At 53.0% G+C, this 15,895-nt stretch carries 18 protein-coding genes, 1 tRNA gene and 1 riboswitch; of the genes, 3 read left to right on the forward strand and 16 right to left on the reverse strand.

All coding sequences use genetic code 11. From position 1 onward, the window contains the following. Positions 1–70: 70 nt before the first annotated feature. The 4 genes from mutM to MHFGQ_RS09990 all read right to left on the reverse strand — a co-directional run bounded on the left by mutM (position 71) and on the right by MHFGQ_RS09990 (position 4,963). Positions 71–895: a DNA-formamidopyrimidine glycosylase gene (mutM, locus tag MHFGQ_RS09975; RefSeq protein WP_106006456.1), complete on the reverse strand. Its 825-nt coding sequence runs from the start codon at positions 893–895 to the stop codon at positions 71–73. Beyond that, complete coding sequence (polA, locus tag MHFGQ_RS09980; protein WP_106006455.1) at positions 879–3,554, reverse strand: DNA polymerase I; 2,676 nt, start codon at positions 3,552–3,554, stop codon at positions 879–881. Before polA ends, mutM begins: the two co-directional genes overlap by 17 nt. An 87-nt stretch (positions 3,555–3,641) precedes the next feature. Continuing rightward, complete coding sequence (locus MHFGQ_RS09985; protein WP_106006454.1) at positions 3,642–4,349, reverse strand: anti-sigma factor family protein; 708 nt, start codon at positions 4,347–4,349, stop codon at positions 3,642–3,644. Next, entirely contained in the window at positions 4,346–4,963 is a 618-nt protein-coding gene (locus MHFGQ_RS09990; RefSeq protein WP_106006453.1) for an RNA polymerase sigma factor, read from the reverse strand. The genes MHFGQ_RS09985 and MHFGQ_RS09990 overlap by 4 nt, the downstream gene beginning before the upstream one ends. 105 nt (positions 4,964–5,068) lie before the next feature. Here MHFGQ_RS09990 and MHFGQ_RS09995 point away from each other — a divergent pair. The 3 genes from MHFGQ_RS09995 (at position 5,069) to MHFGQ_RS10005 (ending at position 7,179) form a co-directional block, all read left to right on the forward strand. Next, positions 5,069–5,155 (forward strand) — tRNA-Leu (locus MHFGQ_RS09995). A gap of 76 nt (positions 5,156–5,231) precedes the next feature. Continuing rightward, on the forward strand, positions 5,232–6,176 hold the full coding sequence (locus MHFGQ_RS10000; protein ID WP_106006452.1) for a DMT family transporter: 945 nt from the start codon (positions 5,232–5,234) through the stop codon (positions 6,174–6,176). Positions 6,177–6,207: 31 nt separating this feature from the next. Further along, positions 6,208–7,179: a polysaccharide deacetylase family protein gene (locus MHFGQ_RS10005; RefSeq protein ID WP_106006451.1), complete on the forward strand. Its 972-nt coding sequence runs from the start codon at positions 6,208–6,210 to the stop codon at positions 7,177–7,179. Positions 7,180–7,192: 13 nt separating this feature from the next. Here MHFGQ_RS10005 and MHFGQ_RS10010 read toward each other — a convergent pair whose 3' ends face one another. From MHFGQ_RS10010 to MHFGQ_RS10065, 12 genes are all read right to left on the reverse strand, one after another. Continuing rightward, a complete protein-coding gene (locus MHFGQ_RS10010; RefSeq protein WP_106006450.1) occupies positions 7,193–7,633 on the reverse strand; it encodes a DUF134 domain-containing protein in 441 nt (146 codons plus the stop codon). Positions 7,634–7,754: 121 nt separating this feature from the next. Then, positions 7,755–8,300: a Uma2 family endonuclease gene (locus tag MHFGQ_RS10015; protein ID WP_106006449.1), complete on the reverse strand. Its 546-nt coding sequence runs from the start codon at positions 8,298–8,300 to the stop codon at positions 7,755–7,757. A 429-nt stretch (positions 8,301–8,729) separates the two neighbouring features. Continuing rightward, positions 8,730–8,850, reverse strand: a riboswitch (cobalamin riboswitch). A gap of 107 nt (positions 8,851–8,957) precedes the next feature. Then, a complete protein-coding gene (locus MHFGQ_RS10020) occupies positions 8,958–9,878 on the reverse strand; it encodes an ATP-binding protein (RefSeq protein WP_106006505.1) in 921 nt (306 codons plus the stop codon). Beyond that, positions 9,856–10,722 (reverse strand): ATP-binding protein, encoded by an 867-nt coding sequence (locus MHFGQ_RS10025; RefSeq protein ID WP_106006448.1) that lies wholly within the window; start codon positions 10,720–10,722, stop codon positions 9,856–9,858. The genes MHFGQ_RS10020 and MHFGQ_RS10025 overlap by 23 nt, the downstream gene beginning before the upstream one ends. 15 nt (positions 10,723–10,737) lie before the next feature. Continuing rightward, a complete protein-coding gene (locus tag MHFGQ_RS10030) occupies positions 10,738–10,908 on the reverse strand; it encodes a 4Fe-4S binding protein (protein ID WP_106006447.1) in 171 nt (56 codons plus the stop codon). Positions 10,909–10,927: 19 nt separating this feature from the next. Beyond that, positions 10,928–11,290: a NifB/NifX family molybdenum-iron cluster-binding protein gene (locus MHFGQ_RS10035; RefSeq protein ID WP_211292945.1), complete on the reverse strand. Its 363-nt coding sequence runs from the start codon at positions 11,288–11,290 to the stop codon at positions 10,928–10,930. Beyond that, positions 11,291–11,671, reverse strand: coding sequence for a NifB/NifX family molybdenum-iron cluster-binding protein (locus tag MHFGQ_RS10040; RefSeq protein ID WP_106006446.1), 381 nt, complete (start codon positions 11,669–11,671; stop codon positions 11,291–11,293). 124 nt (positions 11,672–11,795) lie between these two features. Further along, positions 11,796–12,194 (reverse strand): DUF5320 domain-containing protein, encoded by a 399-nt coding sequence (locus MHFGQ_RS10045; RefSeq protein WP_106006445.1) that lies wholly within the window; start codon positions 12,192–12,194, stop codon positions 11,796–11,798. 116 nt (positions 12,195–12,310) lie between these two features. Further along, positions 12,311–13,069 (reverse strand): ABC transporter ATP-binding protein, encoded by a 759-nt coding sequence (locus MHFGQ_RS10050; protein ID WP_106006444.1) that lies wholly within the window; start codon positions 13,067–13,069, stop codon positions 12,311–12,313. Then, positions 13,066–14,109, reverse strand: a complete 1,044-nt coding sequence (locus MHFGQ_RS10055) for a FecCD family ABC transporter permease (protein WP_106006443.1) — start codon at positions 14,107–14,109, stop codon at positions 13,066–13,068. The genes MHFGQ_RS10050 and MHFGQ_RS10055 overlap by 4 nt, the downstream gene beginning before the upstream one ends. Positions 14,110–14,138: 29 nt before the next feature. Further along, positions 14,139–15,263: an iron ABC transporter substrate-binding protein gene (locus MHFGQ_RS10060; RefSeq protein ID WP_106006442.1), complete on the reverse strand. Its 1,125-nt coding sequence runs from the start codon at positions 15,261–15,263 to the stop codon at positions 14,139–14,141. Beyond that, positions 15,263–15,883 (reverse strand): FmdE family protein, encoded by a 621-nt coding sequence (locus MHFGQ_RS10065; protein WP_106006441.1) that lies wholly within the window; start codon positions 15,881–15,883, stop codon positions 15,263–15,265. The genes MHFGQ_RS10060 and MHFGQ_RS10065 overlap by 1 nt, the downstream gene beginning before the upstream one ends. Between the last annotated feature and the right edge of the window lie 12 nt (positions 15,884–15,895).

Raw genomic sequence — 15,895 nt, forward strand, 5'->3', positions numbered from 1 at the left:
TCCCACCCCTTGCCTTCAACTTTTCAGTAACACAATATACGGGCAAAGGGAGGAATGGGTGCCTGTAAACTTATGGCTGGCACGCCGGACAAAATACTGCCGTGCGGCCGCCGAGCTTTAGCTTCGTTAGAATCCGTCCGCAGCGGCGACACGGAAGGCCGGCGCGGCCGTAGACCTGGAGGTGATGCTGGTTTTTCCCCTGCCGTCCGTATCCATCGACATAGTCCCGGAAAGATGTACCGCCATTAGTTATACCCTGTTTCAGGACATCTTGCATGGCATGATAAAGTCGTGTTAGTTCTTCCCCGGATAAATCGGCCGCCGGTCTGGCAGGATGAATGCCTGCCAAAAAAAGCATCTCATCGGCATAAATATTGCCGATTCCGGCCAGAAGGTGTTGATCTAAAAGAACCTGTTTTATCGAACGTTTTCTACCGGCGCAGATCGCCGCCAGGGCTTCAACGTCAAAGGTAGGATCCAAGGGTTCCGGACCCAGCTTATCCAAACCCGCCAAAGCCACAATCTCTTCTTTTTTCCCAAAATAGAGGCGGCCGAAACGCCGGCTGTCCACCCACTGGAGACCTCCCCCGCCGGCAAAGAAAAAAATAACGTGGGTATGGGGAGGGATATTTTCGCAATCTGCCGCAAGCATAAGGCGACCGGTCATCCGCAGGTGGCCGATCAGGCAGTATTCATCCCCCAGGAAAAAAAGGAGATATTTCCCCCGGCGCTCCAGGTCCGTTACTACCTTACCAGTCAGCTGTTCTTTAAAAGTAACTGCATCGGGTACAGCAATAACGCCGGGGTGGTATACCTCTACCCCGGCAATCGTCTTTCCCAGAACATGGGGGCGTAAGGTGCGTTTTATGGTTTCTACTTCAGGCAGTTCCGGCATCTTTCTCCGCTCCATGATAAGGTTCCATATCGTACCAGTTCGGTCCGCATTTCAAGTCCACCTGGAGAGGTACTTGTAGTTCCAGGGTATTTTCCATGTTCTCTTTTACCAGGGCGGCAATGATCGGCAATTCCTCCCGGGATACGTCGAAAATCAGCTCGTCGTGTACCTGGAGAATCATCCATGCCTCCGGGTAATGCTCCTCCAGTAGACGGAAAATCCTAACCATGGCAATTTTTATAATATCGGCGGCGCTGCCCTGAATCGGAGTATTCATTGCCGCCCGCTCACCAAAGCTCCGCACAGTATGGTTGGAGCTAAAGAGTTCCGGCAAGTAGCGTCGTCGTCCTAAGAGGGTAGTTACATAACCGTCCATCTTTGCCCTGGCAACTACTTCTTCCATATAGGCCTTAACACCCGGATAACGCTCGAAATACCGTTTAATATAATCGCGGGCTTCACTGCGGCTGATGCCCAGATCGCGGCTGAGGCCAAAATCGCTGATACCGTATACGATACCGAAATTCACCGCCTTGGCGCTGCGGCGCATTAAGGGGGTCACATCACTCAAAGGAACGCCGAAAACTTCCGCCGCCGTCCGGGCGTGGATGTCTTCCCCGCGGCGAAAGGCGGCAATCATTCCCGGATCCCCGGAAATGTGGGCCAGTACCCGCAGTTCAATCTGGGAATAGTCGGCGGCCAAAAGGAGACGATCCTGGGAGTGGGGTACAAAGGCACGTCGCAGGCGTCGCCCTATTTCCAGACGCACGGGGATGTTCTGTAAATTGGGTTCGCTGCTAGACAGGCGGCCGGTAGCGGTAACCGTCTGGTTAAAGGTTGTATGGAGGCTCTTTGTATGAGGATTAACCAAAGGCTTCAAGCCGTCTATATAAGTCGATTTTAATTTGGTCAGCTGGCGGTACTCCACAAGTTTGGCGGCTATGGGATGCTTATCCGCTAGCTCTTCCAGGACCGCCGCGTCGGTAGAAAAACCGGTTTTGGTCCGCTTTACGGGAGGAAGACCCAATTTCTCAAAAAGGATATTTCCCAGCTGTCGTGATGAATTGATATTAAATTTTTCTCCGGCCAAACGGTAAATTTCTTCTGTTAGAGTCACAATGCTCTCTTCCAGTTCGTCTCCCATCAGCTCCAGGGTTTTTAAATCAACGGCCACGCCCAAGATCTCCATTTCCCCTAAAACCCTGGTCAGGGGGAGCTCTACTCGCCGGTACAGCTCGCCCATACCCGCCACCTGTAGTTTGGCCAACAGCTCGCCGTGTAAAAGGCTGACGGCGGCGGCCCGCCGGGCGGTGTTTTCCACTATTGAACCGTTTTCCACCAAGGCCAGTTGGAGGTGTTCCAGACAGAGTTCCGGCAGATCGTGGTGTGAAGCCGTCGGATTGAGGAGATAGCCGGCAATCATGGTATCGCCGGCAGGGTCGGATAGCCTGGCGCCGGCCTTCTTCAACCATACTAAAGCTTCCTTGGCATTATGAAAGATGGCGCCCGCGGCAATTAAAGGTTCCAGGGCCGCGGCCAGTCCGGCGGCCGGTATGGATGCCGCATCTAGCGCCGCCGCTTCTCCTTCCCAGGCTACACCTACGGCCAAAGCCCGGGCTTCCATATAATTGGCGCTGTTTAGCGTCAGTACCAACGCGACTTCTTTCCGGCCGGCCAAATGCCCGGCGAGTTCGGAGAGTTCCTCAAGGCCCGTCAAAAAGCGCGGCGAAGGTAGTGTAAGGGTTTTTACGGTAACGGAATTATCTCCTGAAGTTTCCGCCTGCATCCCTTTTAAGACGTCTTTAACCAGGCTGTTAAACTCTAGCTCCCTGTAAAGGGCGAGGACGGCCTGATAGTCGGGTTCCCCACGACGGCAGGCACCGGGATCTAATTCTACCGGCAGGTCGCAGTGAATGGTGGCCAGTTCCTTGGAAAGACGGGCCTGGTCGGCGTAGGCCGCCAGGTTGGCCGCGATTTTCCGTCCTTTAACCTCATGGGCGTGGGCCAGGACTCCTTCCAGATCGCCATACTGGCGCACAAGCTGAACGGCCGTTTTTTCTCCTATTCCCGGGACGCCGGGAATATTGTCGGAGGCGTCCCCCATGAGGGCTTTAACGTCTATGAGCTGTTTGGGTTCCAATCCGTACGTTTTTTTAATGGCTTCCCTGTCAAGGAAATCCACCTGGGATAGGCCGCGGCGCATGAGGAGAACTTTGATCCCCTCATCCACCAGCTGCAATGCGTCGCGGTCACCGGTCAAGATTAAGACCTCCATCCCGGCTTCCTTCCCTTTACGGCTTAAGGTGCCTATAAGGTCGTCGGCCTCATAACCCTCAAGCTCGCAACTCGCCAGCCTCCAGGCCGCCAGGAGCCGCCTCACCAGGGCAAACTGGGGCCTTAATTCCGGAGCGGTTTCCGGACGTGTCCCTTTGTAATCGCCATAAATCCCATGCCGGAAGGTTACTTTGCTGTGGTCAAAGGCTACGATCACATAGTCGGGGTTTACCTGCTGCATGGCCTTTTGCAGCATGGTGGCAAAACCGTAAACGGCGTTGGTCGGTTGTCCTTCTTTAGTCTGAAGGGGCGGCAGGGCGTGGAAGGCGCGGTGAATAACGCTGTTGCCATCCACCAGCAACAATCTGCCGTTTTTTGCGGTCATGGGTCATCCTTCTTTGTTAAAAGCTGCTTTTATTTTATCTATTTCTATCTTCGGAGGCAATTCTTTTTACTATTTTAAAGGCCACCCTTACGGCGAGGGCGACCCAGAAATTCCTGCTGGTTCGGAAACGGTATCCGGTTCTTCATATACTTTTTCAGGTACCGACAATTTTGAGTCAGCATCGTTATCTGTTTTTGTAAAAAGCAAGGGGGCATCTAAAGGGACGCTACCCATTGAAGGAGCTGCCTTCGACGGTGCCCCTTCGGCGGCCGGGGGGACTAGGGCTTTCTCTTGAAGCGGCCTCTTTGCCTGAGTTGGCCGGCGTATTTCCTGTAGAGGAGCAACCGGCGCCTGTTTTTCCTCCTGATTTGCAGTCGTCGGGGGTAAACTAACCGGTTCCGGGGACGGCGGGGCCTCTATTTCGTAAGATGGGGGCTCTGACTCATTGTTTCTAAAGGGGTGGATAAAACGAGTATGGTAACCCGTTAAAGCGGTAAAAAACACCGCCATTATGATTGCCGCTGCCGTCAGTGATGCCCTTTGCCCCAGGCGCCGGTACCAGGGGCGGCAGGCCGCTTCCAGCCGCCGTCGTAAATCTTCTTCAAATCCCGGTGGCAGGTCCAGTTCTTCCTCCGACCAATCCTTCAGGAGTTCCACCGTCCGGCGCAGGGCTTCCAACTCCTCCCGGCAGGCCCTGCATCCATTTATATGTTCTTCCACTTCCCGGCGCTCTGTCGCCGTAAGGGCGTTATCAAGATAAGATGAAAGGAGTTCGCGGTAGTAACGACATTTCACCGCCCCTCACCGCCTTTTTTTATATAGACGCCGGGATTAGTTAAATGTTCCCGCTCTTTAAGTAAATACTGCCGCAAGAACTGCCGTGCCCGGCTGAGGCGGGATTTCACCGTTCCTACGGAACAGCCCAAGATGGCTGCTATTTCGTCATAAGTAAATCCCTGGATATCCCGCATAATTAATGTCATGCGGTATTCGGGTTTCATTAGCTGCAGCAGCTTATGTATCACATCTTCCCCTTCCCTGGCCAGGAAAACTTCCTCAGGCGAAGATAAAACTTTTCCATCTGCAACTTCTAAAAAAACGCCTTCGGCTTCCTGAAAACCCTCCAGGGATATGGTCGGCCGCCGCTTACGACGACGTAGCGCATCACGACAGATATTGGTAATGATATATTTAAGCCAGGTCCTGAAAGAACAATCCCCGCGAAAGCCGGGTAAGTTCTTATAGGCCCGTACCAGGGCCTCTTGGGCGGCATCAGCGGCATCTTCGGAATTACCCAGCAGGCGAAATGCTATGGTATAAAGCATTTTCTGGTAACGCTCTATAAGAAGGACAAAGGCCTCCATATCTCCCCTTTGGCTCCGGGACAAAAGCTCATCATCCGGGACCACGCCTGCCACCACCTTCCAGCTCTTTTCCTATTCGCCACTATACCGCCTTAATCCTTTTTAGCCCTTGCAGGAATAAAAAGTCTGTGCTAAAATAAAAAAGCGCGAGCCGAAGTGGTGGAACTGGCAGACGCGCCGGACTCAAAATCCGGTGGCCGCGAGGCCGTGCGGGTTCGACCCCCGCCTTCGGCACCAATTACTTTGTACCAAGGTCTTTGTACCTTGGTATTTTACTTTTATAACCTTTATAACCCAGGGAGGCTGCATAACCATGGCGATGTGCCCGGAAACAGAAAGGGCAATCCCCAACTGTAAACAACACAAAAATTCCCTCAGGCTTGGTTATGTAGCCGTCTCAATTGCCACCTTTCTTTACGGCGGCAATGTTATAGCCGGCCGTTTGCTGGCACCCAACGTACCTCCTGCAGCCCTCTCGACTTTGCGCGGTATACTGGGTTTAATAATTCTTCTACCTTTTGCCCGGCGAGCCACCCTCCGCCCACGCCTTAACGACTTCCCCGTTTTTATGCTCATAGGCTTATTAAGCGTCACCATCGCCTATGTTACTTTTGCTTGGTCAATGCAGAACAATCGGGCAATCAGCGCCGCCGTCATCATTTCAACTTCTCCTGCCGTGACCCTGCTTCTCCTCGCCCTCGGCTGGCATGAAAAACCAAACATATTTCAAATAGCAGGCGTTGTTATCGCCTTTGCCGGCTTAACCCTTGTATCTTGCGAAGGTTCCCTTAAACGCGTCATGGCTTTACAATTCCATAAAAGCGATCTTATTCTCTTGATAAACGTCATCGCCGTTTCCCTGGCCAATATTCTCGTACAAAAAGAAACCCATCGCTATCCAGCAATAACCACCTGTACCTGGAGCCTTTTTTTCGGAACTATTTTTCTCCTGCCCCCAGGATTATGGGAAATAATACGTTACGGCTGGCATCTTACCTGGTGGGAATGGCTGTTACTTTTTTATATGGGCGGCATTATAGCCGGGGTAGCACTTTTATTGAACTTTGAAGCCGTCAACCGCCTCGGCAGCGGCACTGTAGCCATGTTCAATAACTTAACCCCACTCGTTACCGTGATTTTAGCGGCCTTGCTCCTTAACGAAAAACTTTTGTGGTATCACACCCTGGGCATGATTTTAGCCCTGGGAGGAGTATTTCTATCCCTCAGACGTCGGTTGAGGGAAGAAAATTCATTGTAAAAGATAAAGAAAGAATGTAGGAGGTTTTTATGTGAAGAAGAATATCGTCGCTACCTCCCTGATTGTATTTCTTGTTTTTTTATTATTATTTAGTTTGATTCATCGCAGGCCGCTGTTGCCTCAACACAGCCTTGCACAAACAACGGATACAAAAGCTAAAAACGAAACTGCAACAATTAAAGAAGCCGCCGTCACGCCTGTTCAGGAGGTAGAAAACGATAACCCTAGAAAAAAAATTTTTGCCGACAAGGTTGTCGCCCTGATTTATCATCATATTGATGAGCACGAAATTCCCGGGCTGGTTATATCTCCCCAACGCTTCCGGCACCATCTGGATATGCTCCGGGCTGCAGGATACAGAGCCGTCGGCCTTCAGGAAATGGAGGCTTTCCTCAACGGAAAACCTATTCCCAACAACGCCGTGCTCATTACCTTCGATGACGGTTACGAAAGCGTCTACCGATATGCATTACCTGAACTAAAGGCCAGGCACATGCCTGCATTATCCTTCGCCATCGTCGGCTATATGGGGCAAAAGCTGGGCAATCTCCAACATTATAACTGGCAACAGGCCGCGGAAATGGCCTCTGCCGGGTTTATAACCCAATCTCATACATATAATTTACATGACTATGCCCTCCTCGCCAACGGTCATACCGGCCCCATCCTTAACGGACCTTTAAAAGGACAAAATACAAATGAATTTCAAGAGATGGTCCGCAGGGATTTACAGCATTCACGGGAACTAATTGAGGCCAACCTACATTATCCGGCCGTGGCGTTGGCATTGCCCTTTGGAGCCGCCGGTAGTTTATCAATCAAAGTTGCGGCTGAAACGGGTTTTAAGTTTATCTTTACCACCCGTCCCGGTGCCATTACCAGAAAAACTAACCCGTTATATCTCCCCCGCATCAATGCCGGTACGCCGAATTTGACGACAAGCCAGCTTGATAATATAATCCGCAAAACTGCCGGGGAAGATCTTAAAACGGGCGGCCAGTAATGCCGCCCGTAACTTATTCCCAACCGTGCCGCCGGCAGCGTCCATGTCCCGGCTTCGGCCCTGCAAAAACTTCTTTGCTGCCGCAACGGGGACAGGTTTCAACATTATGTTCCTTTTCCAGTTCCCATTCATGGCCGCACTCTTCACAGCGCGCCCTGGCGCCGACCAGGTGATATATTCCCCCTTCAATACGTATGGCCTTGCCGTTAATTAAGGCGTCGGCCACCTTGCTGCGGGCCGCGCCGAGGATGCGGAAAAAGGTCGGCCGTGAAACCCCCATCCTGGCGGCGCATTCTTCCTGCTCCAGCCCTTCTATATCTTTCAGGCGTATTGCCTCCAGTTCTTCTACTGCCAAAACGACTTCTTCCAGCTGGCGTAAAGGCACGGCAGCCGGTTTAAAATAGGTAACTCCGGGTAAAAATTCCACGCGCCGGCACTTGGGCGGCCTCGGCATATTATTCCCCCGCTTTCAACTTTAACTGTTTCATATGATAACTTTAATCTGGACTTATGTCAACCAGAAGTCCCTAAAAACACTCAACGCCACCCGCCCGTCCGGCTAAAATATTTAAACTTTAAAAAACCCGGTCTAAATCTAAGTCCAACTTGGGTAAAACTGTCGAAACGAAAGGGTCCTTTCCCCGCCGGGTGTAGAGATCTTTTTTCTCCCCTTCGGGAGTAAAAGCACAAACTTCTATGGTCTGGGCCACAGGGTGGACAAACCATATCTCCCGCACCTGGTGGGCGGCATATAACTTTTTCTTGATTACTTGATCCCGCTCAGCGGTAGAAGGGGAGAGAATTTCAATTACCAGGTCCGGCCCGCCTTTGATATTGGCTTCAGTGATGATGGCCCGTCTTTCGTTGCTGATAAAAATGATATCCGGCTGGACGACATCTTCCGGTGTTAAATAAACATCAATAGGTGAGTGGAGAATTATCCCTATCTTTTGCTCTTCCACATGCTGGCGTAAAATAAACTCCAGGTTCCCGGAAACCATCTGGTGGATGACACTTGGTGCCGGCACCATATACAGCTTCCCCCCGATGAGCTCATACCTTTTGTCCTCCGGTAGCTGGCAATAGTCCTCGTAAGTAAATTTAACCTCGTTAACGGCCATGTTCATCCCTCCCGGGACATTTCCTTTAGTGGTATTGTACCATTTGTTTACCCGGCTTAAAAGCTGGCCGATATCCCTGTCAGATGGGCCCGGTACTATTCAGGTTCTCTCTATACCACCAGATAATTTTATCACCAGTGCTTATAATACCTAATAACATCTAAAAACAAAACGGCCTTTTCCAACACCTTCCTACATACTCCCCGGGTGGGTTAGAATAGGCCGTCCATAACAGTCCCAGCGCATCGTGAACTTCCAGTCGTTTTGCCTTATTGGAAATCACTTGCCGGGCCGGTTGGCAGCATTTAAGCCGGCCCCTCGGGGCCGGTCACCTATCCTGTTCAAAAATAAAACCCTGCTCCAACTAGAACAGGGTTCATGCTGTTTCCCCATCCTGCGTAGGGAGCACCAGCTGCTAAGACAGGCACCAGGTCTCCTGGCTCGGGTTCACCGTTTCCCCACGCCTTCCCAGGGCAAAACCCAGTGGCCTGATGTGGGGTCACTCCCCCTTACAGTGGCGCGACCGCGCCGGTTTTACACCGGCTTCCCTTGATGCCTGCTGTTATTTAAATTAATCCTTCTACAAAAAAAGCCGGAATCCTCCCGGCCAATGTTTTTAAATTGCATAGGTCCGTTTTATTTAAAAATCCCGTCCGGTTATTGATTTCCTATTTTTTCCAACCGGACCAGAAGGCTATCCCACATGGCCTGTACCGCCTTGGCCGCCGCCCCCCGGGAGCAGGACGTAAGGGGAACGCCGTTTACCAGGGCCCTGACCACATCGATATCATAGGGTATTTTGCCGGCGACGCTAAGCCCTGTTTCATAACAATAAGCCTCGATTTCCCTGCTTTTTTCCGGTGCGAGATCATACTTATTGATGCAAACGGATACCGGCACGTGGAAATGGTCGGCAAGCTTTACCACCCGTTCCAGGTCGTGCCGGCCAGCCGCCGTTGGCTCCGTCACCACCAGAGCCAGGGTAACGCCAGTCAGCGAAGAAATAACAGGACAGCCGATGCCCGGCGGGCCGTCGGTAATAATCAGCCGGGCGTTATTTTCCTCCCCCAGCCGCCGCGCTTCCTGACGCACCTTTGTTACCAGCTTGCCGGAATTTTCCTCAGCCAGACCTAGCTGAGCATGGACCAGGGAGCCGTAAGGCGTTTCCGAGATATACCAGTAGCCGGCAAGATTGGGTTCCATGGTCACGGCTCCCGTCGGGCACACAAGGGCACATACCCCACAGCCTTCGCATGCCAGAGAATCGATATAGAAAGACCCTCTGTCCGAACGGGCCTTCCCGTCAGCTTTCTCCGACACTACCTGCAAAACGGCATCAAAACGGCATGCTTCCAAGCAGCGGCCGCAAAGGTTGCAAAATTTCGGGTTGATAACCGCCTTTTTGGATCCGTAAAATTCATTTACACTTTCCACCTCTGGCCGCAGAAGCAAATGCAGGTCGGCAGCGTCGACATCGCAGTCGGCCAGAACCTTATCTTCCGCCAGGGCGGCCAGGGCAGCGGTAACAGTTGTTTTTCCCGTGCCCCCCTTACCGCTAATTACCAGCAGCTCTTGCACGCTGTGACACCAGCCTCTCTACCTCCTGCCAGAGGCCGATAAAGGACGGTACCCAGTGGGGATAATCTTCCACCAGGCATCTTCCCCGGGCATAAGTGGCGGCATATTCCTTATCAAAGGGTATTTTTAGCAGAATGGGGATGCCTTCCCGCAGGCAGTAACGCTCCACCCGCTGATCCCCCAGGGTGGAACGGTTGATGACCACGGCGCAGGGCACTCCCAGTTCCCGCACCATCCCCACGGCAAGGCGGAGATCGTTTAGGCCGAAGGGAGTGGGCTCGGTGACCAGCAGGCAGAAGTCGCTACCCTTTACGGCGGCAACCACCGGGCACGAGGTGCCCGGCGGAGCGTCGATTAAGGTAAGGCCTTCCCTTCGGGAAAGTTTTTTTACGGCCCTTATCACCGGCGGTGCCATGGGCATGCCAATATCGATCCTGCCGTGGACAAAATCGATATTCCCGGCCTGCCCCCTGGCCACCACACCGATACGGTACGGCTTTTCCCTTATCGCCCCGGCCGGGCAGACTAGAGAACAGCCGCCGCAGCCGTGACACATCTCCGGAAAAACAAGCACCCTACCTCCAGCAACGGCCAAGGCATGAAAAGCGCACACTTCACTGCACCGGCCGCAGGCGGTACATTTAGTTTCATCCACTTCTGGGACCGGCAGAGTCACTTCCCTTTCTTCCTGAAATTCAGGCTTTAAGAAAAGGTGGGCATTGGGTTCTTCCACATCGCAGTCTAGGACCTGAACCGGCATTTTTTTGGCCAGGGCCAGGGCCAGGTTGGTGACGATGGTAGTCTTCCCCGTCCCCCCCTTGCCGCTGGCCACCGTAACAATCATTTCCTTCACCACGCTTTAATCAAGGCTTAAAGCTCCGTTGGGACATTCTTCAACACAGGTGCCGCATTCCAGGCATTCATCGGCATTGACAACCGCTACTCCATCCACGGTAATGGCCTCCACCGGGCAAACGTCCACGCAGCTGCCGCAACCGGTGCATTTTTCCTCATCAACCCTGACCGCCATCTTTTTCTCCCTCCATTTATTAATGGCCACCGCAGCCCTCATGACCGCCGTGGTCATGGCTGCAGGTACCGCCGCTGCTTTTGAGGCTGCCGGCAAGGTAGGCATGCACCGCCGCCTCTACCGGTCCGTAAGCGCCGCTAATTACTTCTATGCCCCGCTCGCCGAACAATTCGACGGCGCGGGCGCCGATACCGCCCACGATAACGCAGTTGACCCCTAGATCGGCCAGGTAATTGGGTAAAAACCCCGGTTGATGTCCGGGATTGGCGATAACTTCCCTGCCGATGACTTTCCCGTCTTTCACGGTAAAAAGGCTGTACTGGGAGCAATGACCGAAATGCTCGGCAACCATTGTTCCCTCGGTTGCTACGGCGATCTTCACTTAACGATTACCTCCTCGACCCATACCAGAATGAGGACCTACGTTAGGCTGAGATACAGGGGTGGCCTTTCCGGCCTGCCACTGTTCCAGCGCCGCCTGGACCGTAGGCGCCGTTGTTGAGTAAACCTTAATCCCCGCCCCCTGGAGAACCCGGAGGGCATTGGGCCCGACGTTTCCGGTTAGGACAACTTCCACACCCCGGTTTACCAGGGTCTGGGCCGTTGCCACTCCCGCACCCCCGCCGGCGCCGACATTGTCGTTGGCCACGACCTCTATGGTGTTTTTATCCAAGTCGGCAATCACGAAATACTGGCAGCGCCCGAAACGGGGATCTACCGCTGCCGCTCCATCTTTACCCTGGGCCGTAACGGCCACTTTCATTCATTTCGCCCCTTTCTGTTGCGGTCATTCGTCCATTTTATTATAAAGCTATTTTGGTCTTATGTCAATAAAAACAAAAAGGCCGGGGAGAAAAATATGACCCGGCCCCGCAATTAGGGTTTACCTACAGGTCCTCCTCTGAGGCGTCGCCCGCTTCATCACCACCCCGGTCTTCCCGCTGTAAGGCCTTCAGCTGCTCTTTGACCATTTTGAGCTGGCTTTCCAACACGGCCGCCTGTTGCTTTAAAAATTCCGCATCAGGCGCCGCGCCCCCGGGAGGTACGGCGCCGGGAAAGGACGCGCCCCAAAAGGCACCGGGGTAATAGCCATAAAACGATGGGAAAAAACCCCAGGCCAGGCGGCGACCCCATCCAAGGCCCAGACCCCGGCCCCGTCCCAGACCCCGACCGAAGCCAAAGGCGGGGTTCATAAAACCGGGTACGGGAAAGCCGCTGCAGTAACCGGCACCGCGGCCGGTGCGCGGTCCAAGACCCCATGGGCCGGTCCTGTCACCACGTGGCATTTTAACACCTCCTTTCGGACCTATGTTCATTATTAGTATAAATCTATTATGGCCAAATGTCAATAATAAAATACTGCCTCAATAGTTAAAAACCCCGGAGGTGATCCTCCGAGGTTTCAATTTAATCCAGGTACGACTACCGGTATGTTTTGCACCTTGGCTATCGTTACCGGTATGCCATAAACGCCGGCGATATTTTCCGGTGTCATTATCTCCATCCCGCCGCAGGCAAAAACCGTATAGTCTTTTAAAAAAAGAAACTTATCGGCAAAGCGTAAAGCTAAATTAAGATCGTGCATCACTACCACCGCCGCCAAGTCTTGCTCGTGCACAACCCTTTTTACGATCCGCAGGACCTCCAGCTGGTTTCTTAAATCTAAATTACTGGTAGGCTCATCGAGAAGAAGGACCCGCGGTTCCTGGGCCAGGGCGCGGGCAATGACCACCTTTTGCAGCTCGCCGCCGCTCAACTCGTCAATATAACGCAGGGCAAGTCCTTTGAGGTTCAGAAGCGCTAAAACCCGTTCCACGATATTTAAGTCATCAACGGAGACGTCCCACTTAATGTGGGGTTTCCGGCCTAAAAGGACGGCATCAAAAACGGTGACCCTGCCGCCTTCGCTCCTCTGGGGAACATAACCGATTTTCCGCGCCACTTCCTGTCGGTGGAGTTGCAGAACGTTTTCTTTATCGATTAAAACCGTTCCCCGCCGGGGTTGCAAAATTTTATTCAGGCATTTGATGAGGGTGGACTTCCCGGCGCCGTTGTTACCCAAAACGGCCAGAAACTCTCCCGGGGCCACGGAAAACTTAACATTCCTTAACACAGGGTGACCGTTATAGCTGAATTCCACGCCGTCTACCTCAATAATCATCGTCTTCTACCCCCCCTGGCAAGGAGATATAAAAACATGGGCGCTCCCATAAAGGAGGTTATGGCTCCTACGGGGAGGACGACCGGGGCGATAACGGTCCGACCAACGGTATCAGCGGCCAGAAGCAGAAGCCCTCCCATAACCCCTGCCGCCGGGATTAAAAAGCGATGATCGCCGCCTATTAACCGCCGCATCAGGTGCGGTCCTACCAGGCCGATAAACCCAATGATACCCAGGAAAGAAACAATGGCGGCCGTTATCAACGAGGCTGTAAACATCCCCAAAAGCCTAACCTTTTCTACGTTCACACCCAGGCCTTTGGCTGTTTCCTCGCCGCCGTCCAGGGCGTTGTAGTTCCACCTGTTGGCCATGAAATAAAGGAAGGCGACGGCAATAACCAAAACCATAATTTCTAAATCCCGCCAGGAAGCCCGACCAATGTCGCCGAAGGTCCAGAAAACAATGGCCGCTACCTGCACATCGCTGGCAAAATATTGGATGATAATAGTCGCGGCGGAAAACAGGGATCCCAGGGCCACCCCGCTCAAAACCATGGCTTCGGGAGAAAAGCCTTTTTGCGAGGCCAAGAATATAATCACTAAGGTCGCGGCCATGGCCCCTAAAAAGGCGGAAAACGTCACCACATAAGGATTGTTAATAAGCACCGCGTCGGCCACAGTGCGCTGGGTGCTTCCCGCCCCCAGGGCAACGATGGCCAGGGCAGCGCCGCATGCCGCACCCTGGGAAACGCCCAGGGTGAAGGGGGAAGCCAGGGGGTTGCGGAGGATGTTCTGCATTACACATCCCGCCACGGAAAGACCCACGCCAGCAGTGAAGGCCGCCAGCACCCGCGGCAGGCGTATGTTCCAGATGATTATGTCCGCCCGACTTTCCCCCAAACCCAGCAAAGTCCGTATTACCTGATACGGTGTAAGTTCCGCCGACCCGGCGTTTATGGCATAAATCCCCACCAAACAACTAAGAAAAACAAGGAAAAAAATAATTAATATATTACGCCGGGTGTATTGTAAGTATTCCAACTTTCCACCTCGCCTGGTAAAATCGTTTGTTACGGCCTTGCTAGATCTATCTTTTTAAAACCGCCAAAGTCTTTAGCCATTTGTTCGTATACCGGCCTTCCTAATAGGAATTGATAAATCTCATCGGCCTTCTGGGCCGGATCGATGTCCTTGAACCTTTCGGGATAAATCACCTTGCCCGCATAATAGGCGTCGGCGATGGCGGTATCAATATTGGTGGAATAATAGTTAAAAGGAATCTGGCCGTAAAGGCGCCCCTCCCGCACCGCCTTGAGGGAGTGATAAAACTGGGGATTTTTCTTATAGTCTTCCTGCACCAGCTTTAAACCGGCTGCGTCGATAAAAATGATATCTGGGTCCCAAATTAAAAGTTTTTCCCTGTCGATCATGACGCTCCCCGTTTTGCCGGTTTCATCGACTACATTGCGGGCGTTAATGGCTACAAAGGGGGCGTATTGACCCCTGGTGCTTTCAATGCCATGGGTCCCCTTCATGCCCAGGGCGCCCACATAAACCTTGGGTTTTTGGGTTTCCGGTATATCCTTTGTCCGCGTATTTAAATCCTGCTGACAATTTTTCAGATAAGCTATTACTTCCCCTGCCCTCTCATCATTACCGGTAATCTTGCCGATTAACTCCAGGGAACGGTAAACGTCTTCGTCAAAGACGGCCGTTGTGCCGTAGCTTAATACTACTATGGGAATATTGGTTTTCGCCTGCAGCTCATCTGCCTGCATCCTGTCCACCAGGGAGGTGACGAAAACAACGTCCGGCTTAACGCTGGCCAGTTTTTCCGCATCAGGCGTTGAATCTGGACCCCCGGGGCCGATTACCGGTTTTGTCAACAATTCAGGATGGGCTAGCAGGTATGGTTTCCCGGCGGGCTGCTGTTTTTCCACGTTTTCAATGCCCGCTACCTTGTCGGTACCGGCGACATAACAGACGAGCCTTAAAGCGCCGGGACCGATGGCCACGATTTTATCGGCCGGAATAGATACCGTCACTTCCCGCCCCAGCATGTCGGTTATTTTGGCGGCTGCGGCCAAATCCCGTTGCGGTTCCGCCGCCCGCCGGCCGCACCCTGCCAGGCCAAATATCATCAAGAATACCAATAGCGTCGTTATCAAAGTCTTTTCCTTTTTCAACTCCCCCATTATTTTCTCTCCCCCCAGCCGCGGCTGTAATTTTCGGCGCAGGGAATACAGGCTATTTTCCCGTTTTTTATCCGGGCCCGCACCTCGGCCACCTGTTCCCCGCAGTAGGCACAGGTGACGGAGTTGAAGAGGCGAGCTTTTTCCGGCAGTTCCAGGTTTATGTGCTCTATTTTAAATATTTCCTCTTCCGGCGCCTCCAGGATATGCTGCAAACGCTTTTCCTGGTAACCGGCATACAGTTCCTCTTCCTCCGGCGTTGCCCGGCCGCTCAAAACCCTTTGCCGCAGGCTGCGGTAATTTTCATCCTCCGACCAAGCCGCACTTTTCATAGCCACCCGTACGGCGGCTCCGCTCTGCCTATTGGCCACAGTAAATGCGTGCTTGCCGTAATCCCGGTATAAAAGATTGCCTTTGCCCAGGGTACAGCCGGTAAGAACCTGGAGGGCATCCACGCCGCAGGCATCGGTTTCAACAATGGCCACCAGTTCCTCATCCCCGGCCCGTGCGGCCGCCAGCTCCCGCAGGGCGATTTTGGCCGCCCGGTAGCCTATCGCCAGCCCCGGGCACCTGTGACCGTGAAAGGCCACGGCCCTTTCCCAATCGTTGGTAATTGGTTCCATGATTTAAATCTC

The sequence above is a fragment of the Moorella humiferrea genome (assembly GCF_039233145.1).
Classification (GTDB): domain Bacteria; phylum Bacillota; class DSM-521; order Neomoorellales; family Neomoorellaceae; genus Neomoorella; species Neomoorella humiferrea.